14 protein-coding genes (1 of these 14 running past the window's edge) are annotated in these 16,216 nt (G+C 40.9%); 11 read left to right on the forward strand and 3 right to left on the reverse strand.

Annotated elements, in window-relative coordinates:
• Positions 1-267 precede the first annotated feature (267 nt).
• The gene (locus BFP97_RS00040; protein WP_069840459.1) at positions 268-804 is read left to right on the forward strand and encodes a hypothetical protein; all 537 of its coding nucleotides are present in this window, start codon (positions 268-270) and stop codon (positions 802-804) included.
• A gap of 22 nt (positions 805-826) precedes the next feature.
• On the opposite strand, the gene BFP97_RS00045 is transcribed toward BFP97_RS00040, so the two are convergent.
• A complete protein-coding gene (locus BFP97_RS00045; protein ID WP_069840460.1) occupies positions 827-1,036 on the reverse strand; it encodes a hypothetical protein in 210 nt (69 codons plus the stop codon).
• 128 nt (positions 1,037-1,164) lie between these two features.
• Positions 1,165-3,384 (reverse strand): M1 family metallopeptidase, encoded by a 2,220-nt coding sequence (locus BFP97_RS00050; protein ID WP_069840461.1) that lies wholly within the window; start codon positions 3,382-3,384, stop codon positions 1,165-1,167.
• A 193-nt stretch (positions 3,385-3,577) separates the two neighbouring features.
• Between BFP97_RS00050 and BFP97_RS00055 the strand changes: the two genes are divergently transcribed.
• From BFP97_RS00055 to BFP97_RS00085, 7 genes are all read left to right on the forward strand, one after another.
• Positions 3,578-4,420 carry an MBL fold metallo-hydrolase gene (locus tag BFP97_RS00055; protein ID WP_069840462.1) on the forward strand — a complete coding sequence of 281 codons (843 nt, stop codon included), beginning with the start codon at positions 3,578-3,580 and terminating at the stop codon, positions 4,418-4,420.
• Between the two features lie 54 nt (positions 4,421-4,474).
• Positions 4,475-5,350 (forward strand): glycerophosphodiester phosphodiesterase family protein, encoded by an 876-nt coding sequence (locus BFP97_RS00060; RefSeq protein ID WP_083262341.1) that lies wholly within the window; start codon positions 4,475-4,477, stop codon positions 5,348-5,350.
• 75 nt (positions 5,351-5,425) lie between these two features.
• The gene (locus tag BFP97_RS00065) at positions 5,426-6,598 is read left to right on the forward strand and encodes a hypothetical protein (protein WP_069840463.1); all 1,173 of its coding nucleotides are present in this window, start codon (positions 5,426-5,428) and stop codon (positions 6,596-6,598) included.
• Between the two features lie 5 nt (positions 6,599-6,603).
• Positions 6,604-7,599 (forward strand): adenosine kinase, encoded by a 996-nt coding sequence (locus BFP97_RS00070; protein WP_069840464.1) that lies wholly within the window; start codon positions 6,604-6,606, stop codon positions 7,597-7,599.
• Positions 7,600-7,710: 111 nt separating this feature from the next.
• Positions 7,711-9,075, forward strand: a complete 1,365-nt coding sequence (locus tag BFP97_RS00075) for a M16 family metallopeptidase (RefSeq protein WP_069840465.1) — start codon at positions 7,711-7,713, stop codon at positions 9,073-9,075.
• Entirely contained in the window at positions 9,075-11,126 is a 2,052-nt protein-coding gene (locus BFP97_RS00080) for a M16 family metallopeptidase (RefSeq protein WP_069840466.1), read from the forward strand. The genes BFP97_RS00075 and BFP97_RS00080 overlap by 1 nt, the downstream gene beginning before the upstream one ends.
• Positions 11,127-11,325: 199 nt before the next feature.
• On the forward strand, positions 11,326-12,168 hold the full coding sequence (locus BFP97_RS00085; protein ID WP_139135127.1) for a hypothetical protein: 843 nt from the start codon (positions 11,326-11,328) through the stop codon (positions 12,166-12,168).
• On the opposite strand, the gene BFP97_RS00090 is transcribed toward BFP97_RS00085, so the two are convergent.
• Positions 12,165-13,844, reverse strand: a complete 1,680-nt coding sequence (locus BFP97_RS00090; RefSeq protein ID WP_069840468.1) for a M61 family metallopeptidase — start codon at positions 13,842-13,844, stop codon at positions 12,165-12,167. The two genes, BFP97_RS00085 and BFP97_RS00090, sit on opposite strands and share 4 nt — an antisense overlap.
• Before the next feature lie 107 nt (positions 13,845-13,951).
• Here BFP97_RS00090 and rpmH point away from each other — a divergent pair, with 107 nt between their 5' ends.
• The 3 genes in view from rpmH to BFP97_RS00105 are tightly spaced (at most 37 nt apart) and all read left to right on the forward strand, a layout consistent with a single transcriptional unit that may run on beyond the window.
• The gene (gene rpmH / locus BFP97_RS00095; RefSeq protein ID WP_069840469.1) at positions 13,952-14,110 is read left to right on the forward strand and encodes a 50S ribosomal protein L34; all 159 of its coding nucleotides are present in this window, start codon (positions 13,952-13,954) and stop codon (positions 14,108-14,110) included.
• Positions 14,111-14,147: 37 nt separating this feature from the next.
• Entirely contained in the window at positions 14,148-14,567 is a 420-nt protein-coding gene (gene rnpA / locus BFP97_RS00100; protein ID WP_317039302.1) for a ribonuclease P protein component, read from the forward strand.
• Positions 14,564-16,216, forward strand: partial view of a S41 family peptidase gene (locus tag BFP97_RS00105; protein ID WP_069840470.1) — the 5' portion only. Its footprint extends 6 nt past the window's final position; the window shows 1,653 of its 1,659 coding nt (coding positions 1-1,653); the start codon lies at positions 14,564-14,566; its stop codon lies off the right edge, out of view. Before rnpA ends, BFP97_RS00105 begins: the two co-directional genes overlap by 4 nt.

The raw sequence follows: 16,216 nt of genomic DNA on the forward strand, positions 1-16,216 counted from the left end.
AATATCAATCATATAAATGTAAATAATATAGCTTCTAACTATTGATGTGTCACGGATTCAAAAAGTTCTTTTCACATATCTTTTTCTGTGCTTTTGGCTGTCACTTATCACTCTTTCAGACCAAATAGTAATTCATCTGACTGAGAAACGCGCTCTCTGATTTTTATGCTCTACAGTGATTTGTCTACACCTTGTCTATACAGATTACTGACTTTACTGGATGTTACTCAGTAGCTTAGCGTACACACACAATTTGAGAGTTAAAGCATGAGAAGCACTGTATTAATCGTTTTTATATCCTTTAGTATACTTGTTTTGGTCAATGAACCTTTGGAAGCTCAAATTGAGCAGGATCAATGGTTAATAGGTGCTTCGAGTAACCTCTCTTTTAGATCAACCAGCAATGATGTTTTAAACGATCAGAGGAGTATTAACCTGACTACTAAGTTTGGATATTTTTTCCATCAGAATTTGGCCCTTGGGCTTGATTTAGGAATGACTTATCTGGACGTAGGAAATAGCTCCACGACAGAGATTAATGTAGGTCCGTTTGCCAGGTATTATTTTCAGGGGCTGTTTTTTGCAGGCCTTGGTTACTCAGTCGTTCACATTAACCGAAAACTAGATTCAAATAGTGGCAGTGATAATGGGGGTGCACTTGCACTTGAGGCAGGCCATCCCATTTGGGTACTGATAGAGTGCTTGTCAATTGAGCCTACCTTGCGATATAACATTGGTACGGGAGATCTTCTGAAAGGGACCAATAGCCTTTCCTTGAATATCGGTTTGGTACTCTATTTTTAGTCTAATACTGGAAATATGGAGACTAGCTTCTCTTAAGATAGCGGAGACCTAAGTATAAGCCCCCTAGTGCCAGATAGAATGCCCCAAACCAGGCAAAAGTAGAGTCTGGTTTTTCACTGACCAGGAAGTCATAAGCGAGTGTAATGAAATACGGTATGCTGGTAAAAATGAAAAGTGGAACCGCCAGTTTGTGGGCAGGTTGTGCTTCTACTTTTTGATATTTTTCTTCCAAAACGTTTTGTTAAGCCGTCTAAATCAACGGCAATAGGGAGACATGAGTTTCGAGATTTTCCGTGAACGGTAGTAAACAAAAAACCCCGATCGGATTCGATCGGGGTTTTTAAAGATTATTCTTCGGAATTAGTTTCCGTCTTTTTTGAATGTATCGAAGCGTGAATTCTTACCCTTTGGAGGAAAAACATTGTTCTCCATGTCCACATCAGCCAACTGCTTGAAAGGGTCAAACACAACGCTATCCACTTCTTTTTCCTTTACAAAAAGCTTGGTCACTTGTTGCTCGTTTCTTCTCCAGATTTCAGCTGGAATTCTCTCGATTTCCTTGCTTCCATCTTTGTAAGTCCACTCCAATACTAAAGGTGTGATCAGTCCGCCATTGTTTTTGAATGTCATTTGATAAACGTTCTTACCTGCGAACCGTTCTCGAATGGCTTCATTGTCTACTTCACTACGGTATTCGCTTCCAACGCGGCTGTCTGTCAGTTTGAATTCTTGAGGCTGACCGTAGAAAGGGTTTCCGTCATTTTCTCCTGCATTTTCACCTAGGTTACCGCCTTGAGCATTCACTCTGCTTTCCAGGTTTTTCTGCTCTCCCGCAACTTTAAACCATTTGACATCCGCCACCTCTACATCAACATTATCAGTTGTGTAAAACCATCCTTTCCAGAACCAGTCTAAATCAACAGCGGAAGCATCTTCCATTGTACGGAAGAAGTCGGCAGGTTTAGGGTGTTTAAATGCCCATCTACGGGCATATTCTTTAAATGCCTGATCGAATAATTCAGGCCCCATTACTTGTTCTCTTAGCACCACTAAAGCAGCAGACGGCTTTGAGTAAGCCTCAGGCCCAAGTTGAAGCGATTGTTCAGGGTTAGTCATGATTGGCCTCATAAAGTCCTTGCTGCCCTTCATATAAGGAACTATAGCTTCTGGAGAATTAGAGTTATATGGTAATTCAGGATAGTATTTCTTCATGGTCAAATACTCGAGGAATGAATCCAATCCTTCATCCATCCATGCCCATTGGCGCTCATCAGAGTTAATGATCATCGGGAAGAAGTTGTGTCCTACCTCGTGCACAATCACATAGACCATGCGTGTTTTGATAAAGTCATCATAAGTACCGTCAGGTCTTGGACGGCCAAAGTTGAAGCAGATCATAGGGTATTCCATACCGATGCTTGCCGCATGTACTGAAATGGCCACCGGGTAAGGGTAATCAATGGTCATTTCTGAGTAATTGATCAATGTATTGACCACAGCTTTTGTAGATTCTCTTTCCCAAAGCGGATTGCCCTCTTTTGGGTAATATGACATGGCAAGGGGAGTGTTTTCTCCAACCTTTACTGCTTGAGCATCCCAGATGAATTTTCTGGATGAAGCGAAAGCAAAATCTCTCACATTTTCAGCATGATAGACCCAAGTTGATTTTCTGCTGGCTTTCTTCTTTTCCTTGGCTTCAGCTTCTTCTTGAGTAACAATAATGACAGGTTTGTCAAAAGACTTTTTCGCTTGCTCAAAGCGTCTGGCTTCTTGTTTCGTCAAGACATCTTTTGGGTTTTGAAGCATGCCTGTAGAGCCAACAATATGATCTGCAGGAACGGTGATTTCTACTTCAAAGTCTCCGAAAGTCAATGCAAACTCACCAGAACCCATGAATTGCTTGTTTTGCCATCCATTGAAGTCATCATAAACCGCCATTCTTGGATAGAATTGCGCGATGGTATAGAGGTAATTGCCGTCTTCTTTAAAGTACTCGTATCCTGAACGGCCACCGATCACCGCACGGTCGTTCACATTATACCACCAGTCTATGTTGAAACTAAAGCTACCACCACTTGCCAGGGGTTCGGGTAGCGTAATTTTCATCATGGTCCTGTTCACCAGGTATTGAAGATCGTTCCCCTTGGTGTCTTTTACCGCCATAAGCTTAAAACCACCATCAAAGCCGGTATCTCCCAAAGCACGTTGCGCTTGCACAGTTCCTACTTGGCTCACTGTGGCAGGTAGTCTGGAAGTTCCAGCCTGGCTGCTGAAGCTATTTTGCTCTCTCACATTTTGATCAAGTTGAATCCAAAGGTACCTCAGCTCCGATGGGGAGTTGTTGTAATAGGTAATGACTTCAGAACCAGTAATGCGTTGGTTTTCGTCATCAAGTTCTACTTTGATTTTGTAGTCTGCCTTTTGCTGCCAATAAGCAGGTCCTGGCTCTCCCGAACCGGTGCGATATTGATTCGGTGTGGGCAACATATTGTCCATTTGCTCAAACTTACCGTTCCAATTGCGTTGGCCGAAAGCTGTTATTGAGCACAAGATGAATACTAAGCTTAGTATCTTTTTCATGAGTATGTCAATTCAAATGTGTTTCTAAATCTTTGAGGATGACAATAATACTCAATTAGCACCAAAACAATAAGCATAAGTGTGTTCGGAGCCATATTAACTGACCAAAGGCATATTTATGCCTTCAAAGAAGGTGCGTCATCACCTAATCATGTGATTGTCTTTGTTCTTCTAATCCACGTAATTGCTTGTCATGAATTCTGATTGGAGAGCACCCAAATGGCCTATGATTTTCGTCTGGATCACTTTATTGAGTTCCATAAGCATGACGGCTTTCGGTCAAGAAAAGGAACTTCGGGTGACATTCATTAGTAATGAAGGGTTTCACCTTGAAAGTAATGGTAAGGCTGTTTTGATTGATGCCTTGTACAAGAAGTCCCACCCTGATTTTACTTTTCCTTCTGACGATCAACTTCATGCGATGATCGAAGGTGAACCGCCTTTTGCTAGAGTAGATTTCTACCTACAATCTCATGTTCATTATACACACTTCTATCCAGCCACGGTTGGTAATTTCTTGAACCGACACCCTGAAACTAATATGATCGCTCTGCCACAGGTGGTAGACAGTCTAGTAAAACTTTCATCTCATTACGAAGGAGTAAAAAGGCAACTGATGCTATTTGACTGGGAAAAGAAGCGTATGAACTTTGACCATAATGACGTCCATATTGAAGCTTTCAAAATTAAGCATGATGGACAGCAACAATGGGGATGGGTGCAAAACCTTGGTCATGTCATAGATATAGGAGGCTTTCGTGTGCTTCATATGGGAGATTTACTCATAGATGAGCAGGTTCTAAATACAATGAATCTAAAGCATCGAGAAATCGACTTGGTTATTCTTCCATACTGGGTTGTCCTGCGTTCAGGTGCAGAGAAGATAAAGGATTTGATCAATGCTAAAAAGTACATTGTATCCCACTATCCCATTGCAAGGGGTGATCAATTTATTTCAAGTGTTAGAGCTGGTATGCCAGAAGCCATAATTCTGAATGATCCCATGCAGCAATTAGTTCTCCCTGCTAAAGAATAATAATTCGGTAACCAGCATCCGTAGGGTATTCCTTATTTTGCATAAAAACCAAGCATGAGACTCTCAACAATTTTTGTTCTTCTCTTTCTTTCTTCTTTGATCAATGCTCAGGAAATAGATATTCAGGGGCATAGAGGTGCAAGAGGGTTGTTGCCTGAAAACACCATTCCGGCCTTTATAAGAGCAATCGATGAGGGGGTGATAACATTGGAATTAGATGTGGTAATTACCAAAGACAAGCAAGTGTTGGTCTCGCACGAGCCTTATATGTCCTCTTTAATATGTTCAAAACCAGATGGTAGTCCTGTTAAGTCAGTAGAATCAAAAGGGCTCAACATATATGAGATGACTTATGAGGAGGTTAAATCCTATGATTGTGGGTCAAGAGGTAACCCTCGATTCGGTCAACAACAAAAAATGGTGGTTTCCAAACCTTTATTAAAGGATGTCATTGGAGCTGTGGAAAAGTATCTGGATGATAACGATCTGCCCGAACTTGGCTATAACATTGAGATCAAAAGTTCTGAAAAGGGAGATAATGTATATCATCCAGGAGTGGATGAATTTTCCCAAATTGTACATGACCTATTAAAAGACAAACTATCCCCTGATAGGTTTACCATACAAAGCTTTGACTTTCGAGTTTTAAAACATTGGCATGAAGCATATCCTGACATTACTCTTGTCGCGCTCATAGAAAATACCAGGGGGGTTGAATCGAACCTAAACGACCTTGGATTCATTCCTGAAATCTATAGTCCTAATTATAGGCTTCTAAATAAAAGGATGGTGGAGTTGTGTCATTCAAAAAACATGAAGGTCATTCCCTGGACCGTCAATGAGCTGGGTGCCATGGAGCGACTGGTGAAAATGGGAGTAGATGGAATCATTACGGACTACCCTGATCGAGCTAAAGTACTCAGGCAGTAATTTGCTTTAAGTCAATAATTAGGTCGAGATTTCTTTGTTGAGGATAAGTCTTTATTTTTGCTTTCCGTTTTGCAGATGCGCCTCCTAGAAGTAAAAGACAAACCCACAGAGAAAGAATTCATTCTAATGGCTGCTAAGCTATATAAGAATGAAAAAAACTGGATCAGGCCACTTGATAAGGATATAAAAGCTGTTTTCGATCCAGCTAAGAACAAAAACTTCAAGAACGGAGAGGCCATTCGTTGGATCCTGAAGGATGATAGTAACCAAACCATCGGTCGCATTGCTGCCTTTGTGAATAATAAAACCGCCAACAGCTATGATCAACCCACTGGTGGAATGGGTTTTTTCGAATGTATCAATGATCAGAAAGCTGCTTTTATGCTATTTGATGCCTGCAAGGACTGGTTGAAAGAAAGAGGTATGGAGGCCATGGATGGGCCGATCAACTTTGGAGATAGAAATAACTGGTGGGGATTGTTGGTAGATGGTTTTACTGAGCCCAACTATCAAATGCCTTATAACTTCAAGTATTATCAGGAACTTGTTGAGGCTTATGGCTTTGGTGTTTTCTTCAAGCAATACACCTACCAAAGGCCCATGGGTAGTGAGGTAGACTTTAGTCCCAGGTTCTATGAGAAGGCCCAAAGCACCCTGAATAATCCTGACTATGAATTCAGGCATATCACTAAGAAGGAATATGCTAAGGGCCATGAGTACTTTCATGAAGTATACAACAAGGCATGGGCAGGCCATAGTGGTGTAAAACCCATGAGCATGCAACAGGCAAAAGCCACTTTCAAAATGCTTAAACCTGTGGCTGATGTTCGGCTAATTTGGTTTGCCTTTTACAAGGGTGACCCTGTGGCTTTCTTCATATCTATTCCCGAGTTGAATCAATTGTACAAACACCTGAATGGTCAATGGAACTTGTTGAGCAAACTTAAGTTTCTCTATCTACTTAAAACAGGAGCCTGTAAGAAGGGTCTGGGTATTGTGTTTGGCGTAGTTCCGGACCACCAGAAAAAAGGAGTTGAAGGGGGACTTGTGGTTTCATATGTCAAAAATTTGGCCTGGAAAAAGGGCTTTCAGTACCGCGATATTGAGATGAACTGGATTGGAGATTTCAATCCTAAAATGATGAGTGTAGTAGAGCAGATTGGTGGAAAAATATTAAAAACACATATAACATATAGAAAGCTCTTTGATGAGACTAAAGTCTTCGAAAGAGCACCAATTATAACCTAATAGAGATGAATAAGAAGTACGATGTATACGGGATAGGCAATGCACTTGTGGACCTTGAGTTTAAGGTAAATGATCAGTTTTTATATGATCATAAAGTGCAGAAGGGTTTAATGACACTGGTAGATGAAGATACTCAGTTTAGGTTGATCGGTGCTATTGACAATGGCAACCTGAATAGAAAGTCTGGTGGCTCTGCGGCCAACTCAGTGATTGCCGTTAGTCAGTTTGGAGGTAACTCATTCTACTCTTGCAAAGTGGCTAATGATGAGTTTGGCGACTTCTATTTAAAAGACATGAATGATGCCGGGGTAGATACTAACCTTGATAATAAGGAAAGAGAAGAGGGTATAACCGGTAAATGTTTGGTGATGATTACACCTGACGCGGATAGAACTATGAACACTTTTTTGGGAGCCACAACCAATTTATCTACAGATGAGGTAGATGAATATGCATTGAAGGACTCTCAATACCTCTACCTAGAAGGTTATTTGACTACTTCCACTACAGGCGTTGAAGCCATGAAGTTAGGTAAGAAAATTGCCGAGAATAATGGGGTGAAAACCGCTATTACACTTTCCGACCCAAGTATTGTTCAGTTCTTTAAGGAAAAGTTTGTGGAGGTGATTGGTGCTTCAGTCGATCTACTTTTCTGCAATGAAGATGAGGCAATGTCTTTCACAGGTAAAGACAATATTTTGGAAGCACGTGAAGCACTGAAAAGTGAAGCCCACCGATTTGTAATAACACAGGGTAGTAATGGGGCTATGATTTGGGATGGTGATACTTTTATCGATATCGAAGCTTATAAAGTAAAAGCCGTTGATACCAATGGAGCTGGAGATATGTTTGCTGGGGCTTTCTTATATGGTATCACAAATGGCATGACTTATGCATCAGCTGGTAAACTGGCTAGTATGGCTAGTTCAAAGGTTGTATCGCAATTTGGCCCTCGTTTAAAATGGCATGAAGTTCAGGCGATTCTTCATGATCTGAAATAACAGGTAGCCTCAAATCCATACATCCGTGTGATGTTCCGTTGACCACTTGATGCGTTAAACAAATCCATTACACATTTACTTTCGTTCGAAGATTTAAACTGTAAGCATACTATGATTAAGAAATTTAGTTTCCTTATGATGTTATGTATGATGCTCTCCTTATCTGCGAGGGCTCAGAACATTGAATATGATGAATATGATCTGGATAACGGGTTGCATGTCATTCTACATCAAGATAATTCTACACCGATTGTTACGGTATCTGTTCTTTACCATGTAGGTTCTAAAAACGAACCAGAAGGTAGGACAGGCTTTGCCCACTTCTTCGAGCACCTAATGTTCGAGGGCTCACCGAATATTGGAAGAGGCGAGTATTTCAAGATTATTGAAGCCGCAGGAGGCAGCCTGAATGCGAATACCTCTCCAGATAGAACATATTATTTTCAGACCCTGCCGTCTAATCAGTTGGAATTAGGATTGTACATGGAATCTGAAAGAATGCTACATGCCAAGATCGATTCTACTGGAATTGCTACGCAAAAGGAAGTAGTGAAGGAGGAGAAAAGGCAAGGAGTGGATAACCAACCTTACGGAACACTACTAGAGAAAATGTTGAAGAACGCCTACGGTGGAACCAATTATGAGTGGTCACCTATTGGATCGTTTGAAGATATAGATGCAGCGACAGATCAGGATTTTGTTGACTTCTACGAAACCTTCTATGTACCAAATAATGCCACGCTTTCTATAGCTGGCGATTTCGAAACCGAGGAAGCTAAGAAGCTTATAGAAGCTTATTTTGGAGAGATCGAAAGAGGTACTAAAACCATCCCGAGGCCTACGATCACTGCTCCGAAACTTGATGGAGTTGTTGAGGAGACCGTTTTCGACAATGTTCAATTACCAGCAGTAATCCAAGGCTACAGAATGCCGCCACAAGGAACGGAAGACTACTATGCACTACAGCTAGTGACTCAACTCCTTTCTGGCGGTCAGAGCTCAAGGTTTCAGAAAGTATTGGTAGACGAAAAACGCATGGCCCTTGCAGTACAGGTAGTACCGCTTGGTCTGGAAGATGGTGGACTATTTATCAACTTCGCTTTACCAAACCAAGGCTATGAAGTGTCAGATTTGGAAAAAGAGATGGATAAGCTGGTTGAAGAGTTGAAAAATGAAATGGTACCAGAAAGAGAATTTCAAAAACTAAAAAATCAGATTGAAAACAATTTCATTTCGGGGTATGGATCTGTTCAGTCAATAGCCGAAAGCTTGGCAAACTATCATGTTTATTTCGGAGATGCGGAGTTGATCAATACCGAGATAGAAAGATATCGAAAAGTGACACGAGAAGACTTGATGAAGGTGGCAAAGAAATACTTTGTGCCAGAGAATAAGGTGGTACTAACCTACAGGCCTAAATCTGAACAGGAAAAGCCGACAGATTCTAAAATCAAGAAGGAAGGAGGAAATAACTAATGAAAAGATTTTTAACCCTTGCGTTAGCATTCGTTGCCATTGGAGCAACCGCGCAAATTGATAGAACTAAACTACCAGAACCAGCGCCTGCCAAGGAATTGAAGCTAGGTAAATCTGAGCAGTTCACGTTGAAGAATGGACTCAAAGTAATTTTAGCTGAGAACCACAAGTTACCAACTGTTAGCTGGACATTGTCATTTAACACAGGACCAATTACAGAAGGTGATAAAGCGGGTTATGCAGGAATCTTCGGTCAAGTGCTTCGTGCTGGTACTACTTCAAAGACTAAAGAGGAGTTAAGTGAAGAAATTGACTTCATGGGGGCTTCAGTTTCTGCCGGAGCCACTTCAATGTCGGCTTTCTCACTGTCAAAGTACAAAGAAGAAATACTCGATATCATGACAGATATCTTATACAACCCTTCTTTTCCTCAGGATGAATTTGACAGGGCTATCGAGCAAACACTCACTGGTCTTAAGCAAGCCAAAGATGACCCTAACGGGATAGCTGCTAGAATCAGAAGCATGGTCAACTACGGTAAAGATCATCCATATGGAGAATCTTCTACGGAAGAGACCGTGAACAACATCTCAATTGAAGACTTGAAGCAACACTATGCTGATTATTTCAAACCCAATATAGCTTACTTGGTCATCGTAGGAGATATCACGAAAAAGGAAGCTCAAAAACTCGCTAAAAAGTACTTTGGCGATTGGGAAAAGGGAGATGTTGAGAAAGAGAGTTTTGAAGCCCCAAAGAGTGTAGAAAAAACAGTAATATCATTGGTTGATAGACCGTCTTCGGTCCAGTCGGTAATCAGTATTTCATATCCGGTGGAAAATAAGCCGGGTAATGCTGATGCAACGACCATATCAGTGATGAATGAGATTCTTGGAGGAAGTGGATCGGCAAGACTATTCATGAATTTGAGAGAGGATAAAGGATATACATATGGTGCCTATTCAAGTTTAGGAAGTAGTCGATATAGTGCAATTTTTAACGCTTCTGCAAGTGTTAGAAATGAGGTCACCGATAGTGCTTTGACTGAGTTTATGAATGAGCTCAAGCGTATTAGAGAGGCTGAGGTAACCCAGGAAGAACTAGACTTGGCAGTGAATTCGATGAGAGGCTCTTTCGCCCGAGGCTTAGAAAACAGAAGTACTGTGGCACAATATGCCTTGAGTACTGAATTAAATGATTTGCCAGAGGATTACTATGCTAACTACTTGAAACGTCTAGAAGCCATTACGGTGCAAGATATTCAGAGGGTTGCTCAGAAATACATCAGACCTGACAAGGCTAATATTGTGATTGTTGGTAAGGCAGAAGAAATCCTCGAAAGTCTAAGACCTTTTGGTCCAATCGAGTTTTATGATGTAGAGGGTAATGTTGTTGAGGATCCAAGCAAGAAGGTGATTGCTGACATCTCACCAAGAGCCATTCTGGATAAATACATCGAGGCGATTGGTGGTAGAGATGCTGTTGATGGGGTGACTTCTTTGGTGAATAAAAGTTCGGCAACCCTCAACATGGGTGGTCAGTCTATTGCACTTGGAAGGGTCGTTTATAGTCAGTCACCTGATAAGTATGCCGATGTGCAGACAGTACCTCAGGGAGAGATTTATCAAATCTATAACTCTGGAGAGGCGTTCCTAGTAATGGCGGGTCAGAAGCAGTCGCCTCCAGGTCCTTTTGCAGCATTAATGAAGTATCAGGGTACGCTTTTCGGTGAGCGTTTTTATGAGGAGATCGGCTTTGAGCTTACCTATAAAGGAACCTCAAAAGTGAATGATAAAGAAACACATAGAATTGAAGTAAATATCGGTGGTATGTCGGTCAACGAATACTACGATGTAGAATCAGGGTTGAAAGTAAGAATAGAACTAGGACCCTCCGGAACGATTGATTTATCTGATTATCGTGAAGTAGATGGTATCAAAATACCTTACAGCTTCTCGCAAAAAGGAGGACAATTGCCTGTGGCAATTGAATTCAAATCAGAAGAGGTGACTGTAAATGGAGAAATCGATGCATCTGTTTTTAACAAATAGGTGAGGCATCTGTAATAAAAAAAAGGCAGCTCATATTAGCTGCCTTTTTTTGTGTAAGCCCCTTGAAGATAGGTCAGGAGACAAAATAGGCTCTTTTTTGTATACATAAAAAGGCTGTTGTAAGTCAATTTTCGGCTATGCTCGTCAAAATTTGAAACTTTCAGCAATTTTTTCGTTAATGTATGTAAATCAGCTACTTATGAAAATTTCACCTTTCATATGGCGAGTGCTGACTTTTAGCGTTTTCGTACTTGCCATTTCTGTGTTGGTATCGATGGATTTAGATACCGAAGATATCAGACCGATTACTACTCAAGATTCCGTAAATCCAGAATTCTCCCAATTACAAGATCAGGTCTCACCAAGCATTCCATCTCAGGATGATAGTGCCGAATATGTTTTGAACCGGTATTTCAAAGCGATGGGTGGAGCCCAATGGTCGAATATCAAGACAATTCATAAAACCGGATTAGTTTCTCTTAAGGCAGGTGGCTCAATGGCACTTACCTATGGAAAAGATATGTATCAGGGTATTGATGGGTACCTTCTTGAGGAGATCGATGTCAATGATTCGAGACTCTCTCAAGTGATGCAAAATGGAGAGGTTATGACCCTTGTGCGGAACAACATATATCCGCAATCAGGTCTTGAAGCATTGTCTTTTAAAGAACACTTATTACCTGTCGGTGACTTGACTAAAATCACGCCTTCCAAGGCCCAATACATGGGGAAATACCTTGTCGAGGGAAAATGGGTTTATAAACTGTTTAGGGGCCAGCAATTGGGTTATGATGTTCATGAATATTACTCCGTTTCCTCTCACCTCAAGGTGATGACATCCCTTGGTGATGACTGCCAGGTTAGATTCAAGAAGTATAAATCGATAAACGGACTGAGAATACCTTCCCTCGTAGAAACGCATTTTAGAGAGTTCGATCGGAAACTCACTTATGAAGTTGAGCAAATAGCCATGAATGTGGCAATACCGACTTCTCCAATTGACCTTAAGACAGTTTCAATAGAAAGTGTTGCTTCTAACTAGTTCTCGAGCCAACCTTGGATCATGTTTAGTAGTTTGCTACTAAGATTTTTCTCCCTTGACACCTGATAAATGGAGAAGTAATGGCTCTCGCTCGGAATAAGGTCGACTTCCATTGATCGTCCATAGCGATCGATTTCAAGTGTCATTGGGTCAGAATTCAATAATTCTTGATTGAAAGGGTTCCCATTGATCGAAACTAACTTATCCCCAATGCTCAGTTTTTCGTAAGCAGGCGATCCGCTTGCTATATCAGCAATAGTTTGCTCTGATAAGCGAAACCCGAATGTCTTTTCTTCTACCTTTTCTGAGGCCAACAGGTCGAAGCTCAGACCGAACTTGGGCAGTAAGTCACTTAGGTATTCCTCAATAGGATGAATTCCTGATATAATGTCATCGAAGTAGCGATCTAGGGTTTCCTCATAAACGGACTCTGCAGCAGATTTATAATCAAGGAATGAATAACCGGATTGGTCTATGCCGTGAGTAGACCACATAAGTCTCATGACATCATCCAAAGACTTGTCATTATTGAATTTGACCCTGATCATAAGGTCAAGAATGAGAGCAGCCAATGCGCCTTCATTGTATATGGATACTTTTCTTCCTGGAATACCTCTTTCATACCCATCCAGCCAAAGATCGAATGATGACTCGGCTACGGACAGATTTGTTCTTCCTTCGTTTTCATAATGTCTCTTTAAGAGCTTGTTCAACTCCTGTAAATACTCCTCAAGACTGAATACACCAGATCTTGCTAGAAAGAGATCGCCATAGTAAGTGGTAACACCTTCGGTGACAAACCCCGTCTCATGATAATTTTCGCTTTGAAAATCATATGGTGTCATCTCTTTCGGGCGAAGCCTAATGACATTCCACGTATGAAATAACTCATGTGAACTCACCCCAAGAAAGTCTTTATATCGATCCCTGTCTACTAATGCCGAAGAAGGACCGATAGTGATCACTGTAGAATTCCAATGTTCTACGCCATGATAATGCTTGTATGGAAGGCACTGAAATAGAAAATGATACTTGGGGCACGGAAATTCTCCCATGACGTCAATTTGCAATGCCGTAAATCGACTGAAGTCTTTAATTATTTCTTCGTCTGTCTTAGGCAAATCTCCTTGAATCCAAAGTGTAAAGGAATAGTCTTTGACGGAGTAGGAGATTCTTCTCAGAGACGAACTCGCGAACATAGGACTATCAACTAGTCGATAGTAATCATCTGCATAGAGCTTATGATCTTTTATTTTCTTAAGTCCCGAGGCTATTTCATAATCATCCGGTAGATCAAAACTAATCGTGCATGGCTCATCAAGGCTTTCCCGAGTGTAGATGCAACAATTAATAAAGTTCACATACAACTGCTCATCATCCAGCCAAGAGTTACCTGCATCCATCTCAAATGCATAGTATTGGTAAGTGATGGTCACAGAACCAGGTTCGTTGGCCAGTCGCCAAGAACTCTTGGTCAGCTTTTCTAGTCCGATGTGGTCACCATTCTGATCCAATGCTTTGATCGATCGAATGCGCTTCGCAAAATTTTGGATTTGATATCTGCCTGGTCTCCAGTTTGGAAGTAGTATTTCCTCGTTAGCAGTCTTGGCTGTAAAAGTTGCTTTAATGGTGAAATAGTGGGTATTTGGATGCTGAAAAGAGAAGTGATAGTCCATAGAAATTCGCTGAGAGGATTAAAGCTAAACAATTTCTAACACACGTTGGTAAAAAAGAAAAAGGTGTCTATCTTTGCAGTCCTTTTTGAGAGAAAGATAAAGAAACGATGAAAAGAACATTTCAACCTTCGCAGAGAAAGAGAAAAAATAAGCACGGATTCAGATCTAGAATGGAATCTGCTAATGGTAGAAGCGTACTAGCGAGACGTAGAGCCAAAGGAAGACATAAACTTACTGTTTCTGACGAAGGTAAGCACGGTAAATAATGCTGTGTACTTCTGAGGTTTTATTAACTTAAACCTCGTGTCAGAGCTAAATACAGCTAATTTGAAATACACTTTCCCTAAGTCGGAAAGACTACATAGCAAAAAATTAATCAAGGAGCTTTTTGAAAAAGGCTCCTCTTTTTATTTATATCCCTACAAGGTTATATACCTTCCGCAAGATGATATTGAGTCTAATCAAGTGCTCATATCAGTATCCAAAAAGAAGTTCAAGAAGGCAGTTACTCGAAATCTTATTAAGAGAAAGATTAAGGAAGCTTACCGCTTGAATAAGCATCTTCTCACAGATGAATCTCAGGCTTTGCCGAAATTATTGATTGGTTATATTTATACAGGAAAAGATATTTTGCCTTATCAAACCATTGAGGGCAAACTAAAGAAATCGCTTCTCCGTTTGAAGAAAGAGTCACAAGACCTTTCGCACAAGGATCAATCATGAGGAAATTAAAGATTAAAAAGATTCGAATTGCCCTATTGGGCCTATCCGCATTTTTACTTTGGTCATTTACCGCTCCGCAAAATGACAAATACTTCGAGATTCTAAAGAACCTCGACATTTTCGCCACTATGTATAAGGAGGTTAATGCTAACTATGTCGATGACATTAACCCCAACATAATTATGGAAGTGGGTATTGATGCTATGCTGTCAACCCTCGATCCATACACGGTGTATTATCCAGAAGATCAGATCGAAGATGTTCGCACAGAGAATACTGGTCAGTACGGTGGTATTGGGGCAGTAGTTGGAGAAAAGTACGATAAGCGAGTAATGATCGTGATGCCCAACGAAGGTTTTGCGGCCGAAAAGGCTGGCTTGAAAAGAGGAGATGAAATCATTTCTATCAATGGTATTGACGTAAGACAAGATTATGACAAAGCCAGTCTATATCTCAGGGGGCAGGCATCCTCTAAGCTTACTTTGAAAGTCGAAAGGCCTGGAGAAGGTGAACTAGATATCGAAGTAGAGTTAGAAACGATCGATTTACCAAATGTGCCTTACTATGGTATGGTCAATGAGAATGTCGGTCTGATCAAGCTTACCGGCTTTACTGAAAATGCATCCAAGGAAGTGAAATCAGCTTTGAGAAAATTAAAAAAAGACGGAGCCGAAAAAGTGATTTTGGACTTACGAGGCAATGGTGGTGGACTACTGAATGAAGCGGTTAATATTTCAAATATCTTTATTGAAAAGGGTCAGTTGGTGGTAACTACAAAAGGTAAGTTGAAGGAGATGAATGCCACCTATAAAACTTTGAATACTGGAACAGATCTCGATATACCCTTGGCTGTTCTAATTAATAGTTCTAGTGCTTCGGCTTCAGAAATTGTGGCAGGCACGATGCAGGACTATGATAGGGGAGTGATCATTGGTCGGAAATCCTTTGGTAAGGGTCTGGTACAGCGCACCATGCCCTTGTCCTACAATTCACAGATGAAGGTAACAATCGCCAAGTATTACACGCCAAGTGGTAGGTGCATTCAAGCGATAGACTATAGTAATAGAAATGAAGATGGTAGTGTTGGTAAGATTGCGGACTCATTGCAGACAGCCTTCCAGACTAATAATGGTCGAGTGGTGTTTGATGGTGGAGGTGTTGATCCAGATTACACTATTAATACAAAGAAATTATCTCCGATAACAGTTTCACTTCTTAAGGCCGACCTGTTTTTTAGGTTTGGAAATGAATACACCGGAGAAATGCCAAGCGGAGAAGTCGCTTCCGAAGTTTCTATCTCAGATGAAGTCTTGAATCAATTCAAATCTTGGTTGGCTGATCAAGAGTTAGACTATACCTCCGATATACAAGAAGAAGTAGCTAAGCTGCGAGAGGTAGCTGTAGCGTTAGGGGAGTTGGATAAGATTCAGAGCCAGGTTGAAAGCTTGGAATCTGCGGTGGCCAATAATCTTGATGTGGATCTTGAAAACAGTAAGGAAGAGATAAGACATTTCATTAAAGAGGAGTTTGTTGCCAGAGCATTACTGGAGAGGGGGATTATTGAAGCATCTTTTGAAGTGGATGAGGATGTGAAGAAGGCAATTGAAGTGCTTTCTAACCCAGAAGAGTACACTCAGGTGCTGGGTGGT

The sequence above is a fragment of the Roseivirga sp. 4D4 genome (genome assembly GCF_001747095.1).
GTDB lineage: Bacteria > Bacteroidota > Bacteroidia > Cytophagales > Cyclobacteriaceae > Roseivirga.

What these genes read in the sequence shown, in the direction of transcription:
- BFP97_RS00065 (WP_069840463.1), top strand. Translation starts at nt 5,426, where the DNA reads ATGCGCCTCCTAGAAGTAAAAGACAAACCCACAGAGAAAGAATTCATT.
- BFP97_RS00090 (WP_069840468.1), bottom strand. Translation starts at nt 13,844, where the DNA reads ATGGACTATCACTTCTCTTTTCAGCATCCAAATACCCACTATTTCACC.
- BFP97_RS00055 (WP_069840462.1), top strand. Translation starts at nt 3,578, where the DNA reads ATGAATTCTGATTGGAGAGCACCCAAATGGCCTATGATTTTCGTCTGG.
- BFP97_RS00050 (WP_069840461.1), bottom strand. Translation starts at nt 3,384, where the DNA reads ATGAAAAAGATACTAAGCTTAGTATTCATCTTGTGCTCAATAACAGCT.
- BFP97_RS00075 (WP_069840465.1), top strand. Translation starts at nt 7,711, where the DNA reads ATGATTAAGAAATTTAGTTTCCTTATGATGTTATGTATGATGCTCTCC.
- BFP97_RS00080 (WP_069840466.1), top strand. Translation starts at nt 9,075, where the DNA reads ATGAAAAGATTTTTAACCCTTGCGTTAGCATTCGTTGCCATTGGAGCA.
- BFP97_RS00040 (WP_069840459.1), top strand. Translation starts at nt 268, where the DNA reads ATGAGAAGCACTGTATTAATCGTTTTTATATCCTTTAGTATACTTGTT.
- BFP97_RS00060 (WP_083262341.1), top strand. Translation starts at nt 4,475, where the DNA reads ATGAGACTCTCAACAATTTTTGTTCTTCTCTTTCTTTCTTCTTTGATC.
- rpmH (WP_069840469.1), top strand. Translation starts at nt 13,952, where the DNA reads ATGAAAAGAACATTTCAACCTTCGCAGAGAAAGAGAAAAAATAAGCAC.
- BFP97_RS00070 (WP_069840464.1), top strand. Translation starts at nt 6,604, where the DNA reads ATGAATAAGAAGTACGATGTATACGGGATAGGCAATGCACTTGTGGAC.
- BFP97_RS00085 (WP_139135127.1), top strand. Translation starts at nt 11,326, where the DNA reads ATGAAAATTTCACCTTTCATATGGCGAGTGCTGACTTTTAGCGTTTTC.